Below are 21,629 nucleotides of genomic sequence, written 5' to 3'. Positions count from 1 at the left end.
CCACCGCAGCACCCGACCCCGCAGCTCCCCGCACAGCTCACCGCACCGCCGACCGCACGACCCATCAGATGACCCACCACCCCGAGGGCACAGTGTTCGACTACGAGAAGGACGGGGCGGCGATCTACCGCCAGTCCTTTGCCACCATTCGCGCCGAGGCGGACCTCGCGGCCCTGCCCGCCGACGTCAGCCAGGTCGCGGTCCGGATGATCCACGCCTGCGGCATGGTCGACCTCGTACGCGACCTGGCCTTCACCCCCGAGGTGGTGGCGAACGGCCGCGCCGCGCTACGCGCCGGCGCGCCGATCCTGTGCGACGCCAACATGGTCGCCAGCGGCGTCACCCGCAAGCGGCTGCCGGCCGACAACGACGTGCTCTGCACGCTCGCCGACCCGTCGGTGCCCGAACTCGCCGCCCGCATGGGCACCACCCGCAGCGCCGCCGCGATGGAGCTGTGGCGGGAGCGGATGGACGGTGCGGTGGTGGCCGTCGGCAACGCGCCCACCGCGCTGTTCCGGCTGCTGGAGATGATCGAGGAGGGCGCGCCGCGCCCGGCCGCCGTCATCGGCATACCCGTCGGCTTCATCGGCGCGGCCGAGTCCAAGGACGCGCTGATCGCCCACCCGTCGAAGCTGGATCACATCGTGGTGCGCGGGCGGCGTGGCGGCAGCGCCATGGCCGCCGCCGCGATCAACGCCATGGCGAGCGAGGAAGAATGAGCGTGAGCGAGCAGCAGGCCAACGGCGGCCCGAGCGAGCCGCAGACCCCGGGCCGTCTGTACGGCGTCGGGCTCGGCCCCGGCGATCCGTCGCTGATGACCGTACGGGCCGTGCAGGTGATCGCCGGGGCCGACGTCATCGCCTACCACAGCGCCCGGCACGGACGCTCCATCGCGCGCTCCATCGCCGCCGAGCACCTGCGTGCCGACCACATCGAGGAAGCGCTGGTCTACCCGGTCACCACCGAGTCGACCGACCACCCCGGCGGTTATCGCGGCGCGCTGGACGAGTTCTACGAGGAGGCGGCGGCCCGGCTCGCGGTACACCTCGACGCGGGGCGCACGGTCGCGGTCATCTCCGAGGGCGACCCGCTCTTCTACGGCTCCTACCAGCACATGCACAAGCGGCTCGCGCACCGCTACCCCACCGAGGTCATCCCCGGCGTCACCTCCATCAGCGCCGCGGCGGCCCGCCTGGGCAAGCCGCTGGCCGAGGCCGACGAGGTGCTGACGATCCTGCCCGGCACCCTGCCGGAGGAGGAGCTGACCGCCCGTCTGGCCTCCACCGACGCCGCGGTCGTGATGAAACTGGGCCGCACCTTCCCGACCGTCCGCCGGGCCATGGAGCGCTCGGGCCGGATGCCGGAAGCGCAGTACGTCGAGCGGGCCACGATGCCCGGCGAGCGCACCGACCGCCTCGCGGCCATCGACGCCGACTCGGTCCCGTACTTCTCCGTCGCCGTCGTCCCGAGCCGGATCGCCAACCCGGCGCCGGACGCGGCGGACGCGGCGGAGGTCACCGCCCGGGGCGAGGTCGTGGTCGTCGGCACCGGACCGGCGGGGCCGCTGTGGCTGACCCCGGAGTCGCGCGGCGCCCTGGCCGCGGCCGAGGACCTCGTCGGCTACACCACCTACCTCGACCGGGTGCCGGTCCGTCCCGGCCAGCGCCGGCACGGCTCCGACAACAAGGTCGAGTCCGAGCGCGCCGAACTCGCCCTGGACCTGGCCCGGCGCGGCCGGCGGGTGGCCGTGGTCTCCGGCGGCGACCCCGGCATCTTCGCGATGGCCACCGCCGTCCTCGAAGTGGCCTCGCAGGACCCCTACCGGTCCGTCCCCGTACGCGTCCTGCCCGGCGTCACCGCCGCCAACGCCGCCGCGGCCCGCGCGGGCGCCCCCCTCGGCCACGACTACGCGGTCCTCTCCCTCTCCGACCGCCTCAAGCCCTGGGAGGTCATCGCCGAGCGCCTGCGCGCGGCGGTCGCCGCCGACCTGGTGCTGGCCCTCTACAACCCCGGCTCCCGCAGCCGGACCTGGCAGGTCGGCAAGATGCGCGAACTCCTCCTGGAACACCGCGCACCCGACACCCCGGTCGTCCTTGGCCGCGATGTCGGCGGCCCGGAGGAGTCCGTCCGCACCGTCCGCCTCTGCGACCTCGACCCCACCCAGGTCGACATGCGCACGATCCTGCTGATCGGCTCGTCCCAGACCCAGGCGGTACGCCGCGACGACGGCACGGAGGTCGTCTGGACACCGCGGCGGTATCCGGAGGGCTGAAGCTTCAGCGGCGGTGGTCGGTCTTCATGTTCTCTATGAAGGCCGACCACGCAGCGGCGGGGAAGAGCAGCGCGGGCCCGTCGGGGCGCTTGCTGTCACGCACAGGCGTGCCGCCGGGAAACCCGTCGGCGACCTCGACGCAGTTGTCGGCTCCCCCATCGCTGTAGCTGCTCTTGCGCCAGGCGATACCGGCCGGGTCGAGGCGTGTCTTCATGGCCTGCTGTCCTCCATCAACTGCCGGATGAATGCTGCCGAATCGGGCGGCGAGAGCGCCACGTCCCGCAGCCGATCGTAGAACAGGCGGTATCCAGCGATCTCCGCTGCGTCTTCGAGCAGTTCCCCTGACTTGTTGCCTTCCAAGTAGGCAACAGCACTGCCGTCCGCCATCCACAACAGCCACAGCGAACCACCCATCAGGCCGTGCACCCCGGCGGTGAGCGGCAGTACCTGAATGGTCATGTGCGGGTCGTCGGCAGCCTGCGCGATGCGTGCCAGCTGGTGATGCCAGATCACGGGGTCGGGTGCCGGACGCCGCAGAGCCGACTCGTCGAGGATCAACCGCATGTGCGGCCGGCCGCGCTGCAACAGCTCCTGCCTGCCCAGGCGGGCGACGACGGCCTCTTCCAGTTCGTCAGGGCTGATCGGAGTCGGCGTCGAGGACAGCACCACCCGGGCGAAGTCCTCGGTCTGTAAGAGCCCGGGAACGGCGATCGCATACGAATGCAGGATCGTGGCCTTGGCCTCGTACTGCATGAACAGCCGGTACTTGTCCTTGAAGGAGTCCAGGCGCGCCAGTTTCCACAGGCGCACCAGCAACCCGCCCGTGCCGTACGCCTCGTCAAGCGCCACCATGACCGGCAGTTTCGAGAGCCGTTCGCCGCTCTCCAGACGGTTCAGGTAGGTGCGGTCGTAGTTCGTTTCCTCGGCCAGTTGAGCAAGGGACTTTCCTGAGCCTTCCCGTAACCGTCGGAGTTCGCAGGCGAGCACCGCACGGGCGGAACCCTCGCCATCAGAATTCAGTTCGACCATTCCTACTCCCCTTGTTGCCCTGCATCGTGACAACGGCTGCCGTCTACCGGCTTCGGCAATTTCCGGCAACTCTAGGACTGCGCAAGGGATTTGGCCGACCGGTCACGATCCGAACGGAACAGAGGTACGGGAATGGCAGAACACAATTCGGCGGCTGGGAAAATCAGGGACGCAAAGGAAGCCCGGGAGGAGCTCCGCGCCGCCTTGACGGACGCGGGAGTCACGCTGCCCAGCTTGGCACTCGACGCGGTCTCCCTGGCCGGGGATTTCCCGCGCCCCCTCGTGGACCTGGGGCGCTGTGCGCCGGATGTGGCCCGCCAGCTCGCCGCAGCGCTCCGGCGGTGCCGGACGTGAACGAGGAATCCACCGGCTCCGACTCTGCTCCTGACACGCTAGACGAGGCGCGGGAATCCGAAAGCGTAAAGCGCCGTGCAGAGTTAGCGGAAAAGGTCCGCGAGGCCAATCGGCTCAGCGGAAAGTGGCCTCGCTGAAAAGATCCCGCACCCATTCACCCGCCGCCTCCGGCGTCGCCACCACCGGCACCCCGTCCGGCACCGGCGGTCGTTCCACGATGACGACCGGGAGGCCCGCCTCGCGGGCAGCCGTGAGCTTGGGGGCGGTGGCGGCGCCGCCGCTGTCCTTGGTCACCACCACGTCGATGCGGTGCCGGCGCAGCAGCTCGCGTTCGTCCTCCAGGGTGAAGGGGCCGCGGGCGAGGAGGGTTTCCATGAGGGGCGGGTACGGCGGTTCGGGGGCGTCCACGGAGCGCATGAGGAACCAGAGGTCCGTCAGGTGGGCGAAGTGGGCGAGGCCCATGCGGCCGGTGGTGAGGAAGACGCGGCGGCCCAGGGCGGGGAGGGCGGCGGCGGCCTCGTCCAGGGAGCCGACCCGGTGCCAGGTGTCACCCCGGGCCGGGACCCAGCCGGGCCGGCGGAGGGCCAGCAGGGGAACATGGGCGGTGGCGGCGGCCTGCGCCGCGTTGTGACTGATCGTGCCGGCGAAAGGATGGGTGGCGTCGATGAGCGCGTCCACCGCGTGCTCGCGCAGCCAGCGGGCGAGGCCCTGTGGGCCTCCGAACCCTCCGATGCGCACCTCCCCTGCCGGCAGCCTGGGCGCGGCGACCCGGCCCGCGAGGGATGTGGTGACCCGCGGCGCGGCCGGTGGCGCGGTCAGGTCGGCGGCCAGGCGGCGGGCCTCGGTCGTGCCACCGAGGATCAGCACATGGCGGCGGCCCGGCGGGCGGGTGGCGGCGTCGTTCACCGGGGGCGGGTCCTTTCATGGCTGAAGCGCAACCGCAGGGTACGGGAGGCCGTAGCGCCCAGCTCGCGCACACCGGGCTGCGGCACGGCTGGACGACCGGTGCCTGTGCGACGGCGGCGAGCACGGCGGCGTACACCGCGCTGCTGACCGGCGCCTTCCCCGACCCGGTGACGATCACCCTGCCGAAGGGGCAGACCCCGGCGTTCGCGCTCGCGGTGGAGGAGTGGGCGCCCGGCCGGGCCGGCGCGATGGCGGGGGTGGTGAAGGACGCGGGCGATGATCCGGACGTGACGCACGGGGCGTTGATCCGGGCGACGGTGCGTACGCTGCCGGCCGGTTCGGGCGTCATCTTCAAGGCCGGGCCCGGGGTCGGGACCGTCACCCGGCCCGGACTGCCGCTGGACGTGGGGGAGCCCGCGATCAACCCCGTGCCGCGGCAGATGATGCGCGAGCATCTGGCGGCGGTGGCCGCCCGCAACGGGACCTCGGCGGATGTCGAGGTGGAGGTCTCCGTCGATCACGGCGAGGAGATCGCCCGCAGTACCTGGAATCCGCGGCTGGGCATTCTCGGCGGCCTGTCGATCCTGGGGACCACCGGCATCGTCGTCCCGTACTCCTGCTCCGCCTGGATCGACTCCATCCGGCGCGGGGTGGACGTCGCACGGGCGGCGGGGCGGCGTCACGTCGCCGGCTGCACCGGCTCGACGTCGGAGAAGGTCGCCGTCGCCGTGCACAAGCTCCCCGAGGACGCGCTGCTGGACATGGGGGACTTCGCCGGCGCGGTGCTCAAGTACATCCGCCGTCATCCCGTCGAGCGCCTGACGATCTGCGGCGGCTTCGCCAAGCTCTCGAAGCTGGCGGCCGGGCACCTCGATCTGCACTCCGCGCGGTCCCAGGTGGACAAGGGTTTCCTCGCCGAACTCGCCCGCCGCGGCGGCGCGGACGAGGCCCTGGCCACCGCCGTGGCCGAGGCGAACACCGGCCTCGCCGCGCTCCAGCTGTGCGCGGCGGCCGGCGTCCCGCTCGGCGATCTGGTGGCGGCCACGGCCCGCGACGAGTCCCTGGCGGTGCTGCGCGGCGCCCCGGTCGCCGTCGACGTCATCTGCATCGACCGGGCCGGGATGGTGGTGGGCCGGGCGGAGCCGCGGGGCCCGCGGCCCTAGGAGGCGTCCCCGGACGGCGCGTCGCACGGCCCGTGCGGGCGTTCGCGGTCCGTGGAGTAGAGGTGGCTGTCGCGGAACTGTTCGGCGCCGAGGGTGCGGCCGACCATGATGACGGCCGTGCGGACGACGCCGGCCGCCTTCACCTGGCCGGCGATGTCGGACAGGGTGCCGCGCAGGACCAGTTCGTCCGGGCGGGAGGCCATCGCGACGACGGCGGCCGGGCAGTCGGCGCCGTAGTGCGGGAGGAGTTCGTCGACGACCCGGTCGACGTACATGGCGGCGAGGTGCAGGACGAGCAGGGCGCCGCTGCGGCCGAGGGTGGCGAGGTCCTCGCCCTCGGGCATGGGGGTCGCGCGCTGCGCGACGCGGGTGAGGATCACCGTCTGGCCGACCGTGGGCACCGTCAGCTCGCGCTTGAGGGCGGCGGCCGCGGCGGCGAACGCGGGGACACCGGGCACCACCTCGTAGGGCACCCCGGCCGCGTCCAGGCGGCGCATCTGCTCGGCCACCGCGCTGAAGACGGACGGGTCGCCCGAGTGCAGCCGGGCGATGTCGTGGCCCTCTTCGTGCGCGCGGACCATCTCGGCGGTGATGGTGTCGAGGTCCAGCTGGGCGGTGTCGATCAGCCGGGCGTCCGGCGGGCACTCGGCGAGCAGCTCGCGCGGCACGAGGCTGCCGGCGTACAGGCAGACGCCGCAGGAGGCGAGGGTCCGGGCGCCGCGCACGGTGATCAGGTCGGCGGCGCCGGGGCCCGCGCCGATGAAGTGGACGGTCATCGCTCTTGGTTCTCCTGAGGGAGGGAGGGGGACTCGGGCTGCGGCACCGGGCCGGCCGGTTTGACCGCCGCCCACTGGGTGACCGGCATCGCCTGCCGCCAGCCGGTGAAGCCGCCGACCGGCACGGCGTGCGCGACCGCCAGCCGGACCAGGTCGCCGCCGTGCCGGCGGTACCAGTCGGCGAGCAGCGCCTCGGATTCCAGCGTCACCGTGTTGGCGACGAGCCGGCCGCCGGGCGGCAGCGCCTCCCAGCACGCGGCCAGCAGGCCGGGCGCGGTCAGGCCGCCGCCGATGAACACCGCGTCCGGCGTGGGCAGGCCGTCCAGCGCCGCGGGCGCGGGGCCGTGCACGACGCGCAGCGCCGGTACGCCGAGGGCGCGGGCGTTGCGCGCGATCCGTTCGGCCCGTACCGGGTCGCGCTCGACGGTGACCGCGCGGCACGCACGATGGGCGCGCAGCCATTCGATCGCGATGGAGCCGGAGCCGCCGCCGATGTCCCACAGCAGTTCGCCGGGGGCGGGCGCCAGCGCGGCGAGGGTGGCGGCGCGGACATGGCGCTTGGTGAGCTGGCCGTCGTGCTCGTAGGCGGTGTCCGGCAGGCCCGGCACCGCCGACAGCCGCGGCGCACCGGGCTCCCGGGCGCAGTCCAGGGCGATGACGTTCAGCGGGTCGGCGGGCGGGTGCGCCCAGTCGGCGGCGGTGCCCTCGGTCAGCGCCTCGCGATCGCCACCGAGCTGTTCGAGCACCCGCATCCGGGTGGGGCCGAAGCCGTGGGCGCGCAGCAGGGCCGCGACCTCGCCGGGGGTGCCGGCGCCCGCGGACAGCACCAGCAGGCGGCGGCCGTCGTGCAGGGGGGCGATCAGGTTCTCGGCGGGGCGGCCGACGAGCGTGACGACCTCGGTGTCCTCCACCGGCCAGCCGAGCCGGGCGCAGGCGTGGGAGACGGAGGACGGATGCGGCAGCACCCGCAGCCGTGCCGCCTCGGCGCCCAGGGTCTCGGTGAGTGTCCGGCCGATGCCGTAGAACATCGGGTCGCCGCTGGCCAGGACGCAGATCCGGCGGCCGGTGTGCGCGGCGAGGAGCCCGGGGACGGCGGGGCGCAGCGGCGAGGGCCAGGGCACCCGCTCGCCCGCGCAGTCGCCGGGCAGCAGGGCGAGCTGGCGCGGGCCGCCGATGAGTACCTCGGCGCGGAGCAGGGCCTGCTGGGACGCGGCGGGCAGGCCGTCCCAGCCGTCGGCCCCGATGCCGACGACACAGAGGGGTGGTGCGGGGCTCACTGCCGAGTACCTCAGAGGTCGGGAGGGGACGGGGGACCGGTCGCCGAACTCTACTGACCGGTCGGTGCGAGCCGTTGCGGGGGGAGGACACGGGGCGGCGGGGGAGCCCGGCGCGCGGCCCATCCGGGCGGGCGCGCGGCGTCACCTCCGGCGCAGGTCACCGGCCTGCGCACCCGCGGTGACGCGACCGGCGCCGGGTCATACGCGTCGCACCGCCACACCCGCCGCGACCAGGGCGTCGACGGCGTCGTCCGGCGCGTCCGTGTCGGTGACCAGGACGTCGAGGGCGCTCGCGGAGGCGACGAAGGCCAGCGCCGTACGCGACAGCTTGGCGGCGTCGGCGACCGCGATGACCCGGCGGGCGGAGGCGATCGCCGCGCGCTTGATCGCCGCGTCCGCCAGGTCGTACGCGGTCACGCCGTCGCCGGGCGTCAGACCGCAGCAGCCGATGACGGCGGTGTCGAAGCGCAGCGCGGCGAGCGACGCCTCGGCCAGCGGGCCGGTCACCGCCAGTTCACCGGGCCGGGGCTCGCCGCCCGGCAGCAGCAGCTTGAGCGCGGGCGCGCCGACGAGGGCGTTGGCGGCGTGCAGGGAGAGCGGCATGACCGTGAGGGGCCGCTCCCGCAGCGCCTTGGCGGCCGCCAGGCAGGTCGTACCGCTGTCGAGGACGACGGACTCGCGGTCCGCGATCAGGGCCGCCACCTCGGCGGCGATCCGTTCCTTGACCGCCGTGCCTTCCCGTGCGCGCAGGCCGAAAGGGGGCTCCTCGCCGCGCAGCACCAGGCTCCTGGCGCCACCCCGGAAGCGCTCCAGCACGCCCTGTTCCGCCAGTTGCTCCAGATCGCGCCGGACGGTCATCTCCGAGGCGCCGGTGAGCGCGGCCAGTTCCGCGACGCTCAGCCGCTCGGACTCGCGCAGGGCCTGGGTGATCCGGGTGAGCCGGTCTGTACTCGACATCACCACATCGCACACTGATCGTGTTCGTAAGTCAAGCTAGCGAACAAGGATTCTGTTCGCTAGCCTCCCTTCGGTGACTGCTCCCAGTGATCCGACCAGCGATCCGACGACCCGTCCGACCCTCGCCGCCGCGACGCCCTCCCCACCCGGCCCACCCGGCCCACCCGGCCCACCCGGCCGGCGGCTGCGGACGGCCCGGCTCGCCACCTTCGGGTTCTTCGCCCTCAACGGCTTCGTCATGGGCATGTGGATCGTGCACATCCCGGCCGTCGAGCAGCGCGCGGGCGTCAGCCACGCGGTGCTGGGCTGGCTGCTGCTCTTCCTCGGCGCCGGCGCCTTCGCGGGGATGCAGCTCTGCGGACCGCTGACGGACCGCTACGGCAGCCATCGCATCGTCCCGGCGGGCGGCGTGCTGTGCAGCGCCGCGCTCGTGCTGCCGGGGCTGGCGGAGGGGCCCTGGACCCTGGCGGCGGCACTGCTGGTGCTGGGCTTCGGCAACGGCTGCCTGGACGTCGGCATGAACACCCACGCCGTCCAGGTGGAGCGCGGGTACGGACGGCCCGTCATGTCCGCGTTCCACGCGGTCTTCTCCGTCGGCGGCGTGCTCGCGGCGCTGGCCGGCGCCCGCTCCCTCAGCTGGGGCTGGAGCACGCCCCTGACCCTGGGCTGCGTCGCGGCCCTCGGCGTGGCCGTCACCCTGCTCACCACCGCCGGACTGCTGCGGCCGGACACCGAGGCCGGCCGGGACGCCGCCGGGAAGACCACCGCCCCGGCCACGGACGGCGCGCCCGCCCGCACCCGCGGCACGCCCTCCCGGGTCTGGGTACTCGCCGTGCTGGCACTGGCCCTGATGCTCTGTGAAGGCGTCGCCAACGACTGGAGCGTGCTGCACCTGCGGGACGTCCTGGGCGCCTCCGCCCCGACGGCCGCCCTCGCCTACGGCGCCTTCGCCACCGCGATGACCATCGGCAGGTTCGCCACCGACCGCGTGGTCCTCCGGTTCGGTCCGGTGCGCCTGGTCCGCTACGGCACGGCGCTGGCCGCCGTCGGTCTCACGGCCGCCGCCCTGACCCCCTGGGTGCCCCTCGCCCTCGCGGGCTGGACGCTCTTCGGGATCGGCCTGTCCGGCTGCGTCCCGCAGTTCTTCAGCGCCGCGGGCCATGTCGACCCGGACGCCTCCGGTGCGCACGTGTCCCGGGTGGCCGGCCTGGGCTATCTCGGCATGCTCGCCGGGCCCGCCGTCATCGGGCCGCTGACCCATGCCGTCCCGCTCAACATCACGTTCCTCCTGCCGGTGGCCCTCTGTGTGCTGGCCGCCGGAGCCGCGGGCGTCCTGCGGACCCGGTGAACCTCCGACACGCCACCGGCGGGCTCTTACGGGCTCCCCCGGGGCGCGGCCGACGCTTCGCCGCCGCGCCCCGCCCGCACCGGGATGCACCGGTCGGCACGCCGGTCCCCGGACCACAGCCCTCCGCTTCCGCCCGTCCGCGCTCCCCGGCCCCTACCGCTCTGACCAGGGACGATAGGCCGTTTGACGGTAATGACAACGGTCACCGGTGCAGCCTTTGGATCTCCCGCCGAAGTGCGGTTTGCTTCGCAGGACGACCCAGGAAGGAGCGCGCCATGACCGGACACGCCCACGGGGCCACGGCCCACGGGCACAGCCACGCGCACGCCGTCTCCCCGCACGCCGACCGGCGCTGGCTGCGCGCCGCCCTCCTCCTGATCACCGCCTACATGGCGGTCGAGGTCGTCATCGGTTTCGTGGCCCAGTCGCTGGCGCTGATCTCGGACGCCGCACACATGCTCACCGACGCCGTCTCCATCGCGCTGGCCCTGGTCGCGATGCGGCTGGCCGCCCGGCCCGCGCGCGGCGGCTACACCTACGGCCTCAAGCGCGCCGAGATCCTCTCCGCACAGGCCAACGGCATCACCTTGCTGCTGCTGTCGGTCTGGCTGGCGTACGAGGCGGTCGAGCGGCTGATCTCGCCGCCCGCGGTCACCGGCGGACTGGTCCTGGTCACCGCGCTCTCCGGCGTCGTGGTGAACCTCGTCTGCACCTGGTTCCTCTCCAGGGCGAACCGCTCCAGCCTGAACATCGAGGGCGCCTACCAGCACATCCTCACCGACCTGTTCGGCTTCGTCGCCACCGCGATCGCCGGCCTCATCGTGCTGACCACCGGCTTCGCGCAGGCCGACGCGATCGCCACGCTCGTGGTCGTCGCCCTGATGCTGAAGGCCGGTACGGGCCTGGTCCGCGAGTCCGGTCGGATCTTCATGGAGGCCGCGCCGGCCGGCGTCGACCCGGAGGCGCTGGGAAACCACCTCGCCTCCACCGACCAGGTCGTCGAGGTGCACGACCTGCACATCTGGCAGATCACCTCCGGCCAGCCCGCACTGTCCGCGCACGTGCTGGTGGCGCCGGGCGGCGACTGCCACAAGGTCCGCCGCACCCTGCAGGAAGTCCTCGACCTGGAGTACGGCATCACGCACGCCACCCTCCAGGTCGACCACGTCGGTGAGCAAGCGTCCGCCGACGACGTCCTGACCCTGAGCACCGGGCCCCGGCCCGAGCCGCCGGCCGACCATTGCGAGGACACCCACGGCCCGGTCCACCGACCGGGCGGATACCGCGAGTAGGACGCGCCCCCGGGTCCGTACGGCCCGCCGCGGCGCCGCCCGCCCGCACACCGTCCCGCGCCGCCGGTCCCGTACCGCCCGTCCCGCGCCGTCTCCGTCCGCTCGCTCGGGTGAACCCGGGCCGCGGGCAGGGCGGGAGCCGACGGTGGGGCGGACGGCGGTGCTCGGATGACGGCATGAGAACCGCCGCCGTCTGCGCGCTGCTGTGCGCCGCCACGCTCCCCGGACCGTCCGTCGCCGCCGCACCGGCCCGCCAGGCACCGCCCGGCGGCCCCGTCTCGGTGACGGTGACCGACGGCACCGACCGTGCCGAGCCCGGCGACCGGCTCGGCTACCGGATCACCGTGCGCAACCTGGGCGACACCGACCTGCCCGCGACGCGTACCGAACAGCGGATGCCGGCCACCGCCTCCTCGGTCACGGCCGACGGTGGCAGGGTCGTACGGCGCGGCACCGGGGAACGGCGGGCCGTCTGGCGGTCCGACCTGCCCGCGCACGCCGTCCGGGAGTTCACCGCCACGGCCGTCCTCGGCGAGCACCCCACGCCCAGCGCCACGGCCGCCCCCGGCACCCTCCGCGCCGCCACCACCGTCTGTGTCTATCTGGGCGGCTCCGGCGCTCCGAGCGCCTGCTCGGGCGACACCGACGACCTGCCGGCGACACGGGAGGAGGACGGGGACGGGGACGACGGCTGGATCTGGTGGACGGTGGTCTTGGTGGTCGGCGGCCTGCTGGCTTCGGGTGTGCTCCGTGCGGTGCGCCAACGCCGGGGCGGGGCGGGCGGGGGCAGGCAGCGCGGGGCGGGCGGGGGCAGGCAGCGCGGGCCGGGCGGGAACAGCGGGCGCGGGCCGGGCGGGACAGGTAGCGGCGGCCGAGCGGAGCGCTCCTGAGCCGACAGGCGACAAGCCACCCGGCCGCCCCGGACGGTCACCCATTGGCACCGGCCCCGCTCGCGGCCGGTGCCCGTTCGGACTTGCCTGAGAGGGCGACACGTTCGCCGTTCAGGAAGGACCGGGAGCCATGTCAGCGAGCGCCCCCGCACGCGCAGGCGGCCGGGTGGCGGAGGCGGAGCACGTACCGCACCCTCCCCGGCGGCCCGGTCGCGCGTTCGGCGGTGGCGTCCTCCTGCTGATCGCGACGCTGATGGTGCCGCTGAGCCTGACCGCCGTGTGGGCCCGCACCGAACTCACCGACACCGACCGCTATGTGTCCGCCGTCGCGCCGCTCGCGGCGAACGGCGCGGTCCAGGACGCCATCGTCGACGACGTCACCGACGGGGTGATGGCGCACATCCGGCTCGACGGGCTGCTGAAGGCCATTCCACGGGCGGAGCGGCCCGCGCTGCGCCAGCGCTTCACTCGAGGCATCCGCGAGTTCGTCGACAAGCAGGTACGCCAGGTCGTCACCGGCCGGGCCTTCCCCACGGTGTGGACCGGCGTGCACCGCACCGCCCACCAGGCCCTGGACGGCACCCTGACCGCCTCCGGCAACGCTCCGGTGACCCTCGATCTGACGCCGATCATCGAACGCGTCAAACACCAGGTGGCCGCCAACGGCCTGGGCATCGACGTCGCCCGCCGCGTCCCCCGCATGGGCACCGAGATCGTGCTGCTGAACTCGCCGGACGTGCCCCGGGCGCGCACCGCCTACCAAGCCGTACGCGTCGCCGCCCTGCTGCTGCCGCCGGCCTCGGCCCTCTGCCTGCTGGCCGGGCTGCTGCTGGCGCGGCGCCGACGGCGCGCCCTCATCTGCACCGGGGCGGGGTGCGCGGCGGCGACCGCGCTGCTGGCCGCCGCGCTCGCGCTGGTCCGCGCCCGCGCCGTGGATGCGCTCCCCGCGGTGGTCTCCCGGCCGGCCGCCGAAGCCTTCGCGGACGCGCTCACCGGTTCGCTGCGCACCGCCGTCTGGCTGCTCCTCGGTGCCGCCCTGCTGACCGTCATGCTCGCCGCGGCCGGGCCGCCCGCTGTCCGTGCGCTGCGTGCGGCGGCCCTTCCGCGGGCGCTCATGGCGACGGCCGCCCGCCGGGAAGGCGGGCGGCCGTGACGCTCGGGCCGTGTGTGACCGGGGCTCAGATCGTCAGTACCGTCTTGCCCTGGGTCCGCCCCTTGCGCTGCGCGGCGATCGCCTCGGGCGCCTCCTCCAGCAGGACCTCGCGGCCCACCAGCACCGTCAGACGGCCGGCGTCGACCTGCCCGGCGAGGATCTCCAGGAGCTGCGGCGAGGGCCGGTTGACGAAGTTGAAGCCGCGCAGATTGTGCTCGGTCAGCGCATCCGCGTCGGCCGAGCCGATGGTGGACACGGCCGTTCCGCCGTCCCGTACGGTCCGGGTCATCGCGCTGAACTCCTCCGGCCCGCTGGCCAGATCGATCAGCACGTCCACGCCGTCCGGGTGGGCCGCGAGGATCTGGTCGGCGACCTGGCCCACGGTGTGGTCGACGGTTTCCGCGGCCCCCAGATTCCGCATCAGCTCCGACTGGGCGGCGCGGGCGGTGGCGATGACCTCGGCGCCGCGGCCGGCCGCCAGCTGGATGGCGAAGGTGCCCACCCCGCCGGTCGCGCCGACGATCAGGACCCGCCTGCCCTCGCTGACGCGGGTCTCCTCGACCAGGTTGTAGGCGGTCGTGCCGGCCGTCGGCACGGCCGCGGAGGTGGCGTAGGTGACGCTGCGGGCGGCCGGCGCGATCGCCGCCTCGTCGGCGAGGGCGAGTTCGGCGTACGAGCCGCCGCCCCGATCCGGCCGCTGGAACTGGCCGAACACCGCGTCACCGACCGTGAACCGCCGCACGCCGGTCCCGATCGCGAGCACCTCGCCCGCCCCGTCGGCCCCCATGACCAGCGGGAACGCGGTGGGCATGACATCGCCGAACCTGCCCTCCGCGATCTTCCAGTCGATGGGGTTGACTCCGGCGGCGGACAGCCGGACCAGGACCTCCCCCGGCCCTGGCTCGGGCTGTGGCAGATCCATGAGCTGCGGCTGTTCACCGAATGCGCTGACTGCTACGGCTCTCATCTGGCGTTCCCTTCCACCCTTCCGACCGGAGGCCGGAGTGGATCGTAAGCACGCCGGTGCGGCCGGATGCCGCAGGACGAGAGGCGGTGCCCCGGAAGCAACTCGTACGGCCCCCCGTCCGGACCGGTCCGGCCGCCGCCGAACGTATGTCCCACGGCGGACGGCGGGCGGGCCGATGCGCCGTCGGAGCCAGGCCCCGAGAGCCGGACGCGGGCCCGGGTGCCCGCGTCCGGCGCCCTACACGGCTTGCAGGGCGAGGGTGGGCGGGAGGCGGGCGGCCCGTACGGCCGGATAGAGACCGGCGACGCTGCCGATCACCAGCGTCGCGCCGAAGCCGCCGCCCACCGCCCACAGCGGCACCACCCACGGCATGCCGCCCGCGGCCGCGAAGGCATAGGTCGCGGCGGCGCCCAGGGCGATCCCTGCGATGCCGCCCAGGCCCGACAGCAGCAGCGACTCGGTCACGAACTGCAGCCGGATCTGGCCGCGGGTGGCACCCATCGAACGGCGCAGCCCGATCTCGTGACGGCGTTCCAGCACCGAAATGATCATTGTGTTGGCGACCCCGACACCTCCGACGAGCAGCGCCACCCCGCCGAGTCCGAGCAGCAGACCGGTGAACGTCCCCTCCGTCGCCGCCTTCGCCTGGAGGGCCGACGACGGGTCGCTCACCTGCACATTGCGCGGGTTCTGCGGGTCGACGGAGTGCGGAATGAGGTCCCGCACCCGCTGCACGGAGGCGTCGGTGGACCGTTCGTAGATCGCCGTGGGGTGGCCGTCGAAGCCGAGCAGTTCGCCCGCCGCCGTCCAGCCGACCAGGGCGGAGCGCTCGATCTCCGGGGCGAGCGGCAGCGGACGCAGGATGCCGACGACGGTGAAGTACCGGCCGCCGACGGCCACCTGCCGGCCGGGGCGGCTGATGCCGAGCCGCTCGGCGGCGACATGGCCGAGCACCACGGACGGATAGCGGCCGTTGGCGTCGTTGAGCCAGGTGCCGGACGCCATCGCACCGCGCAGGGTCCCCAGCAGCCCCACCCCGGCGGCCTTGACGGTGATGCCGCCGGTCTCCTCCACCGGGATCTTCTCGCTGCGCCGTACCGACACCTCCAGATCGGCGGTGGCACCGACCTGACGGACCCCGTCGAGCCGCCCCACCATCCCGGGCGCCTCCTTCGGCAGTTTCACCTCCTCTCCGAACATTCCCTGGCCCGGCGACGCGACCAGCATGTTGGTTCCCAACGCGTCGAGCTTCTGCAGGAGTTGGGCCTTGCCGGACGCGGAGATGCCGACCACCGCGATCATCGTCGCGATACCGATGGCGATGCCGAGGGCGGAGAGCACCACCCGCATGGGGCGGGCGCGCAGCCCGGCCGAGCCGACGTGCAGCACCTCGCGCGGGCCGAGGGACGCCGGGGAGAGCATGCCGCGCCTCACCGCTCCGCGCTCCCGGGGGCCACGGGCCCGCCGTCCGGCCCGGGGGCGGCCCGGCCGGCGTACGTCCGGGTGCCGTCGGCCATCGGCCCTTCGTCGGTGACCACTTGGCCGTCGCGGATCCGCACCTGCCGGGGCAGCTGCGCGGCGATGTCGCTGTCGTGAGTGATGACGGCGATGGTGGCGCCCTCCTTGTTGAGGTCGTGCAGCAGTGCCATGACCGCCGCGCCGGAGGCCGAGTCCAGCGCTCCGGTCGGTTCGTCGGCCAGCAGCAGGTCCGGTTCGCCGACCACCGCGCGGGCGATGGCCACCCGCTGTTTCTGACCGCCCGACAGCTCGTGCGGCCGGTGGGTCATACGGTCCGCGAGGCCGACCCGGTCCAGCGCGTCGGCGGCCCTGCGGCGGCGCTCGGCGCGCGGCAGCCCGGAGTAGAGCAGCCCTTCGGCGACGTTGTCCCGCGCGCTGATGCCGGGCACCAGGTGGAAGGACTGGAAGACGAAGCCGATGTGCCGGGCGCGCAGTGCGGAGAGCCTGCGGTCGGTGAGCGAGGCGATGTCGTGGCCCGCGATGGTGACCGATCCGGCCGTCGGGCGGTCCAGGGTGCCGATGATGTGCAGCAGGGTGGACTTGCCGGAGCCGGACGGGCCGACGATGGCCAGCAGTTCCGCGCGCACGACCCGCAGGTCCACGCCGCGCAGCGCGGCGACCCCGCCCGGGTACTCCTTGGTGACCCCGGTCAGCTCGATGACGTGTCCGGGAGGACGGCCCGCGGGGTCGGCCGGGCCGGTGGCGCCGCTGATGTCACCGACGCCGCCCGGATCACCGCCACCGCCGAATTCGCTGAGGTCCGTGCGGGCGCTCATGCCTTCGGCACCCCGACCTTCGTGCCCGGCTTCAGTCCCCCACCGGATATCTCCACCCGGCCCTGCCCGAACATGCCCAGCTTCACGCGGACGTCGCGCACCCTGCCGCCCTCGACGACCTGTACGCCGAAGCCGCCGCCGGGCAGCGCGAGCAGGGCGTTGACCGGCACGGTCAGCACGTCCTCGCGGACCTCGCCGACGATGTCGACCGTCACCGGCGCCTGGTCGAAGGCGGTGACCTTGCCCGGATCCGTGAAGGTGATCCGGGCGGTGATCTTCGGGGTCTTGCCCGACGGGTCGCCGCCCTCCTCGGTGATGTCGCGGTCGACGGAGGCGACCTTGCCCGGGGCGGAGCCGCCACCGGGCAGCTGCACCGTCACCTTGGTGCCGGGCTTCGCCAGGTCGGCCTGCGCGACATCGAGCTTGATCTGGACCTCCCGCGCGGAGCCGGTGGTGGTCAGCAACGGACGGCCGGGCGAGACCTGGTCGCCGACCGCCGCCTCCTTCTTCTTGATCCGCACCGCGCCCGGCTGGAAGGAGATCTGGTCCGGCCCGGTGGTGCCGGTCTGCTTCAGCCCGTGTGCCTTCTGCCAGCGCTTGACGGCCTCCGTGGTGCCGGGGGTGAACTCCTCGTCCACGGCCAGCGCGTCGCCGTATCCCAGGGCCCGCAGATTCTCCTTCAACTGCCGCACATCAGCGCCCTCGTCGCCCTGCTTCAAGGACCGGTACATCGGCTTCCCGCCGTACATCAGCCGGACGGTGCGGCCGTCGGTCTCGTACAGCGCGCCGTCGCGTTCCACCGTGGATCCGGTCGCGGGCAGCCAGGTCAGGGTGCCCGCCGCACCGCCGTTGACCTTGCGTTCCCTGGCGTAGCCGAGCGACCCGTCGACCTGGGTGCTGCTGCTGAGGTCCTGGCGCTCGACGGTGTCGGTGTCCGGCGGAAGGGCGTCCTTCGGCCTCTGCTGCCCGGTGTCCTGCCGCCCGGTGACCGAGCCGATCGCCGCGCCGCCGCCCGCCAGCACGGCCGCGACCACCAGCGCGGAGACGAGATACTTCGTGCGGCCGCGCCGGGCGGCGGGCCGCCGCTCCTCAGCCGGCATTCCGGCCGCCGCACGCCGAGTTGGCCTTCTCGAACTTCTTCTTCTCGGCGCCCTTCGGTATCGGCATGGCCTTTTGCATCTCGTCGCCGCCGAACTTCGGGTCGGGCATGTTGAAGCCGTTCTCCCGCATGCACCGGGCGAACTCCAGCGCCTTGTCCTTGTCCGCCTGGCTCGGCCCGTCCGCACCGGCGCCTGGACCGCTGTCCTTGCACTCCTTGAATGCCTTCTTCATCTTCTCCGGGTCGGTCTTCGAGCCGCCGACGACCATGCTGCGCGGGTCCTGCCCCGGCTTGGGCTCCTCGACCTTCACCCCGTGGTCGCGCAGGCACTGGCGGTGCCGGTATGCCGCGTCCGCTTCCTTGCCCTTGCCGTTCGCGTCCGAGCCGCCGCCCGCGCCCTCGTCCGAGCCGCCGCCGGAGCACGCGGTGGCGAATATCGCCAACCCCGCCATCAACGATGCCGTCGCCACTGACGCCCTGCGCTGCCTCATGGTTTTCCTCCGTGCCGAATGCGGATGTGACCTGACGCGGCAGAGGCTGGCACCGGGCCGCCTTTCGTTTCTCTAACCGCTCTCCAACCGCCCGTCGCCAACGGCGCCACAGCGGTGAATTCCGCAGGTCCGGGCCGGTGCGGCGAAAGACGTTTACACCGCCGAAAGGTGGCCCTCGGGTAGACATGACGCATGCGCGTTCTGGTGGTGGAGGACGAGGAATTCCTCGCGGAAATGATTGCCGAGGGGCTGCGCCGCGACGCGATCGCGGCCGATGTCGCCCACGACGGCCGGGAGGCGTTGGCCAAACTGCGGCTCGGCGCGTACGACGTCCTCGTCCTGGACCGCGATCTGCCGGGAATGCACGGCGACGACGTGTGCCGCGAGGTCGTACGACAGCGGCTGCTGACCCGGGTACTGATGCTCACCGCGTCCGGCACGGTGCGCGACCGCGTGGACGGTCTGGGGCTGGGCGCCGACGACTATCTGACCAAGCCGTTCGCGTACGAGGAGCTGCTGGCCCGGGTCCTGGCGCTGGGCCGGCGCGCCCGCCCGGCCCTGCCGCCGGTCCTGGAGCGGGCGGGTGTCACCGTCGACACCGCCCGCCGCCTCGCGGTCCGCGACGGGCGCCCGCTCGCCCTGTCCCGCAAGGAGTTCGGGGTGCTGGAGGTGCTGCTGCGCGCCGAGGGCGCGGTGGTCAGCGGGGACGACCTGATCGAGGAGGTCTGGGAGGAGCACACCAGCTACCGCACCAACGCGGTGCGCGTGACCCTCAGCAAACTCCGCGCCAAGCTCGGCGAACCACCGGTGATCGAGACCGTGCCGGGCGCCGGCTACCGGATGGCCGAGGGCGGGCCGGCGGACGCGGTCCCACCGGTGGGCGAGGGTCGGCGGCGGACCGACGCGGTCGGGCCTGCGGGCGACGGCGCATGAGCACGTCCGCCACGGACCGCCCGATACCGCGGCCGCGATCGTCGCTCGGCCGCCGCTGGCTCCCCGGCAGCGAACGCGTCCGTCTCACCACCCTCTACGGCGGGCTGCTGGTGCTGGCCGGGGCCATGCTCATCGGCCTGGTCTACCTCCTGGTACGGCGCGGCCTGTACTCGTCGCTGAGCATGGCGGTCACCACCGCCACTCCCCGCAACCCCGGGCCCCTCGCCCCGAGCAGCGCCGCCACCGGCACACCCGTCCCCGGCCCGACCGTGGCGCCCGCCTCACCGCTTCCCGGGTACACCCCGGCGTTGCGTGACGGCGGGCTCTACAGCGTCACCAGGAACATCACCGACGCCGCCGAACAGGCCGCGCTCAGCCGCCTGCTGACCACCTCGCTGATCGCCCTGCTGGTCTTCGCCGTCGTCTCGGTGGCGCTGGCCTGGTGGATGGCCGGGCGGGTGCTGCGCCCGGTCTCCGTGATCACCCGCACCGCCCGTCGGCTCTCCGCCGCCAACCTGCACGAGCGCATCGCGCTGGACGCGCCCCCGGGCGAACTCAAGCACCTCGCCGACACCTTCGACGGCATGCTCGACCGCATCGAGCAGCTGGTCTCCGCGCAGCAGCGGTTCGCCGCCAACGCCGCGCACGAGCTGCGCACTCCGCTGGCCGTGCAGCGTGCCGCGGCCGAGATCGGGCTGGCCGACCCGGACCCGGACAACGTCCGGCGCATCCGCGGCAAGCTGATCGAAGTCGCCGAGAACAGTGAGCACCTGATCGAGGGTCTGCTGCTGCTGTCCGTCTCCGACCAGGGCCTCCAGCGACGGGAGGCGGTCGCGTTCGGTGCCGTCGCCGAAAGCGTCGCCGCCGAGTACGCCGACGACGCCTGGCGGCGCGGACTGACCATCGCCACCGACATCCACCCACTGACCGTCGACGGCGACCCCGTGCTGCTCGCGCACCTCGTGCGGAATCTGGTCGGCAACGCCGTACGCCACAACCGCCCCGACGGCCGGATCACCCTGCGCGTCGACGACCGGACGCTGGAGGTCAGCAACACCGGGCCGCAGATCCCCGAAGCGTCCGTCCCGTTTCTCTTCGAGCCGTTCCGCCGCCTGGAGGAACGCCGGCACGCCCCGGGAGAAGGCGCGGGTCTTGGCCTTTCGATCGTCGCGTCCCTCGCCCGCGCGCATGCCGCCACCGCCACCGCGCACCCCAACCCCGGCGGCGGTCTGACGGTCCGGGTCGCCTTCCCCGCCCGACTGCCCGACTGAGGGTCCGGGCTCCCTGAGCCCGCGCCCTTCCTCCTCGTACTTCCTCCTCGTAGCGGTAGACACCCCATCTATACATCGCATGTGTACTGCGTGTGTATAGTCCCCTGGGTCCGGCCGTTCGGTGCGCGGCGCACCAGGTCACGGCTCGTCGCCGCGGGCATGCGCCCTGCCCTCGGCGCCGGTCACCGCGCCGAACGCACGCGCACCACGCCCACGTCCGCATCCGCGTCGACGTCCGCGTGCCCAGCCACGTCCGAGGAGACCCGTATGCCGAAAAAGATGTCCGCGATCCGCCGCACGTCCATATCCGGGCTGCTGACGGCCACCGCCCTGGTCCTGGCCCTCAGCGGCTGCGCCACGTATGACGTCACCTCGCCGGCCGACGCCCGCGCCGACGCGTCGGCCGGCCGAGGGAAGGCGAAGGACACGGAACTCGCCGCGGTCGGGAGCACGGCGGGCGAGGGCGGGCGGAGCGAGGACGGGAAGAACGGCGCTCCGGGGAACGGGAAGAGGGAGAACCGGCCGGATGGGGCCGGCGCCGACATCGACTGCCGCAAGGCCAAGTGCGTCGCGCTCACCTTCGACGCCGGCCCCAGCGAGCACACCCCGCGACTGCTGGACATCCTCAAGAAGGAGAAGGTGCACGCGACCTTCTTCATGCTGGGCGAGAACCATGTCGCCGAGCGCCCCGCCGACGTGCGGCGGATCGACGCCGAGGGCCATGAACTGGCCAACCACACCTGGTCGCACCGGATCCTCACCGACATCCCGCCGGAAGAGGCCCGTAAGGAGCTGTCCCGCACCCAGGACGCGGTCGAGAAGATCACCGGCAAGAAGCCGCGGCTGATGCGCCCGCCGCAGGGGAAGACCGACGAAGAGGTCTCCAGGATCAGCCGCGACCTCGGCCTCGCGCAGGTCCTGTGGAGCGTGACCGCCAAGGACTACCGAACCAACGACTCGGCCCTGATCACCGAGCGGGTGCTTGACCAGACCGAGCGCGACGGCATCATCCTGCTGCACGACATCTACCGGGGCACCGTGCCCGCCGTCCCGGGCATCATCAAGAAACTCAAGCAGCGCGGCTACACGATCGTGACCGTCTCCCAGCTGCTCTCACCGGCCGAGCCCGAGCCCGGCATGGTCTACCGCCCCTGAGC

The 21,629-nt window shown here is 73.5% G+C and carries 21 protein-coding genes; 10 read left to right on the top strand and 11 right to left on the bottom strand.

What is annotated here, in order from left to right; genetic code table 11:
- Nucleotides 1-68: 68 nt before the first annotated feature.
- Nucleotides 69-719 (top strand): precorrin-8X methylmutase, encoded by a 651-nt coding sequence (locus ACH4FH_RS04770; protein WP_398554409.1) that lies wholly within the window; start codon nucleotides 69-71, stop codon nucleotides 717-719.
- A complete protein-coding gene (locus ACH4FH_RS04765; RefSeq protein WP_398554283.1) occupies nucleotides 716-2,272 on the top strand; it encodes a precorrin-2 C(20)-methyltransferase in 1,557 nt (518 codons plus the stop codon). The genes ACH4FH_RS04770 and ACH4FH_RS04765 overlap by 4 nt, the downstream gene beginning before the upstream one ends.
- A 4-nt stretch (nucleotides 2,273-2,276) precedes the next feature.
- Here the strand turns inward: ACH4FH_RS04765 and ACH4FH_RS04760 are convergent, their stop codons facing one another.
- The 3 genes from ACH4FH_RS04760 to ACH4FH_RS04750 all read right to left on the bottom strand — a co-directional run bounded on the left by ACH4FH_RS04760 (nucleotide 2,277) and on the right by ACH4FH_RS04750 (nucleotide 4,561).
- Entirely contained in the window at nucleotides 2,277-2,486 is a 210-nt protein-coding gene (locus ACH4FH_RS04760; RefSeq protein WP_398554282.1) for a DUF397 domain-containing protein, read from the bottom strand.
- Complete coding sequence (locus ACH4FH_RS04755) at nucleotides 2,483-3,301, bottom strand: helix-turn-helix domain-containing protein (RefSeq protein WP_398554281.1); 819 nt, start codon at nucleotides 3,299-3,301, stop codon at nucleotides 2,483-2,485. Before ACH4FH_RS04755 ends, ACH4FH_RS04760 begins: the two co-directional genes overlap by 4 nt.
- A gap of 468 nt (nucleotides 3,302-3,769) precedes the next feature.
- Nucleotides 3,770-4,561, bottom strand: a complete 792-nt coding sequence (locus ACH4FH_RS04750; protein WP_398554280.1) for a cobalt-precorrin-6A reductase — start codon at nucleotides 4,559-4,561, stop codon at nucleotides 3,770-3,772.
- Nucleotides 4,562-4,578: 17 nt separating this feature from the next.
- On the opposite strand from ACH4FH_RS04750, the gene ACH4FH_RS04745 reads away from it, so the two are divergent.
- Nucleotides 4,579-5,724, top strand: coding sequence for a cobalt-precorrin-5B (C(1))-methyltransferase (locus ACH4FH_RS04745; protein ID WP_398554279.1), 1,146 nt, complete (start codon nucleotides 4,579-4,581; stop codon nucleotides 5,722-5,724).
- Here ACH4FH_RS04745 and cobM read toward each other — a convergent pair.
- The 3 genes from cobM to ACH4FH_RS04730 form a co-directional block, all read right to left on the bottom strand.
- On the bottom strand, nucleotides 5,721-6,500 hold the full coding sequence (cobM, locus tag ACH4FH_RS04740) for a precorrin-4 C(11)-methyltransferase (protein ID WP_398554278.1): 780 nt from the start codon (nucleotides 6,498-6,500) through the stop codon (nucleotides 5,721-5,723). The two genes, ACH4FH_RS04745 and cobM, sit on opposite strands and share 4 nt — an antisense overlap.
- A complete protein-coding gene (gene cbiE, locus ACH4FH_RS04735; RefSeq protein ID WP_398554277.1) occupies nucleotides 6,497-7,777 on the bottom strand; it encodes a precorrin-6y C5,15-methyltransferase (decarboxylating) subunit CbiE in 1,281 nt (426 codons plus the stop codon). Before cbiE ends, cobM begins: the two co-directional genes overlap by 4 nt.
- A 198-nt stretch (nucleotides 7,778-7,975) precedes the next feature.
- A complete protein-coding gene (locus ACH4FH_RS04730; protein WP_398554276.1) occupies nucleotides 7,976-8,734 on the bottom strand; it encodes a DeoR/GlpR family DNA-binding transcription regulator in 759 nt (252 codons plus the stop codon).
- 238 nt (nucleotides 8,735-8,972) lie between these two features.
- Between ACH4FH_RS04730 and ACH4FH_RS04725 the strand changes: the two genes are divergently transcribed.
- From ACH4FH_RS04725 to ACH4FH_RS04710, 4 genes are all read left to right on the top strand, one after another.
- Nucleotides 8,973-10,082: an MFS transporter gene (locus ACH4FH_RS04725; protein ID WP_398554408.1), complete on the top strand. Its 1,110-nt coding sequence runs from the start codon at nucleotides 8,973-8,975 to the stop codon at nucleotides 10,080-10,082.
- 275 nt (nucleotides 10,083-10,357) lie between these two features.
- Nucleotides 10,358-11,374 (top strand): cation diffusion facilitator family transporter, encoded by a 1,017-nt coding sequence (locus ACH4FH_RS04720; RefSeq protein WP_398554275.1) that lies wholly within the window; start codon nucleotides 10,358-10,360, stop codon nucleotides 11,372-11,374.
- Nucleotides 11,375-11,550: 176 nt separating this feature from the next.
- Entirely contained in the window at nucleotides 11,551-12,264 is a 714-nt protein-coding gene (locus ACH4FH_RS04715; protein WP_398554274.1) for a hypothetical protein, read from the top strand.
- A 130-nt stretch (nucleotides 12,265-12,394) separates the two neighbouring features.
- Nucleotides 12,395-13,417: a hypothetical protein gene (locus ACH4FH_RS04710; RefSeq protein WP_398554273.1), complete on the top strand. Its 1,023-nt coding sequence runs from the start codon at nucleotides 12,395-12,397 to the stop codon at nucleotides 13,415-13,417.
- A 25-nt stretch (nucleotides 13,418-13,442) separates the two neighbouring features.
- On the opposite strand, the gene ACH4FH_RS04705 is transcribed toward ACH4FH_RS04710, so the two are convergent.
- The 5 genes from ACH4FH_RS04705 to ACH4FH_RS04685 form a co-directional block, all read right to left on the bottom strand.
- Complete coding sequence (locus tag ACH4FH_RS04705; protein WP_398554272.1) at nucleotides 13,443-14,384, bottom strand: NADP-dependent oxidoreductase; 942 nt, start codon at nucleotides 14,382-14,384, stop codon at nucleotides 13,443-13,445.
- Between the two features lie 237 nt (nucleotides 14,385-14,621).
- Nucleotides 14,622-15,806: an ABC transporter permease gene (locus ACH4FH_RS04700; protein ID WP_398554271.1), complete on the bottom strand. Its 1,185-nt coding sequence runs from the start codon at nucleotides 15,804-15,806 to the stop codon at nucleotides 14,622-14,624.
- 8 nt (nucleotides 15,807-15,814) lie between these two features.
- Nucleotides 15,815-16,678, bottom strand: coding sequence for an ABC transporter ATP-binding protein (locus tag ACH4FH_RS04695; protein WP_398554270.1), 864 nt, complete (start codon nucleotides 16,676-16,678; stop codon nucleotides 15,815-15,817).
- Entirely contained in the window at nucleotides 16,675-17,778 is a 1,104-nt protein-coding gene (locus ACH4FH_RS04690; protein WP_398554269.1) for a peptidoglycan-binding protein, read from the bottom strand. The genes ACH4FH_RS04695 and ACH4FH_RS04690 overlap by 4 nt, the downstream gene beginning before the upstream one ends.
- Entirely contained in the window at nucleotides 17,768-18,268 is a 501-nt protein-coding gene (locus ACH4FH_RS04685) for a hypothetical protein (protein ID WP_398554268.1), read from the bottom strand. Before ACH4FH_RS04685 ends, ACH4FH_RS04690 begins: the two co-directional genes overlap by 11 nt.
- A gap of 192 nt (nucleotides 18,269-18,460) precedes the next feature.
- Here ACH4FH_RS04685 and ACH4FH_RS04680 point away from each other — a divergent pair, with 192 nt between their 5' ends.
- The 3 genes from ACH4FH_RS04680 to ACH4FH_RS04670 all read left to right on the top strand — a co-directional run bounded on the left by ACH4FH_RS04680 (nucleotide 18,461) and on the right by ACH4FH_RS04670 (nucleotide 21,627).
- Nucleotides 18,461-19,201 (top strand): response regulator transcription factor, encoded by a 741-nt coding sequence (locus ACH4FH_RS04680; protein WP_398554267.1) that lies wholly within the window; start codon nucleotides 18,461-18,463, stop codon nucleotides 19,199-19,201.
- Nucleotides 19,198-20,472 (top strand): sensor histidine kinase, encoded by a 1,275-nt coding sequence (locus ACH4FH_RS04675; protein ID WP_398554266.1) that lies wholly within the window; start codon nucleotides 19,198-19,200, stop codon nucleotides 20,470-20,472. The genes ACH4FH_RS04680 and ACH4FH_RS04675 overlap by 4 nt, the downstream gene beginning before the upstream one ends.
- 267 nt (nucleotides 20,473-20,739) lie before the next feature.
- Nucleotides 20,740-21,627 (top strand): polysaccharide deacetylase family protein, encoded by an 888-nt coding sequence (locus tag ACH4FH_RS04670; protein ID WP_398554265.1) that lies wholly within the window; start codon nucleotides 20,740-20,742, stop codon nucleotides 21,625-21,627.
- Nucleotides 21,628-21,629: the final 2 nt, after the last annotated feature.

Origin of the sequence: Streptomyces sp. NPDC017993, from assembly GCF_044328065.1 — a bacterium.
Classification (GTDB): Bacteria; Actinomycetota; Actinomycetes; order Streptomycetales; family Streptomycetaceae; genus Streptomyces.
Note: the sequence above shows the minus strand (reverse complement) of the source record. Positions and strands in the feature narration are given on the sequence as shown.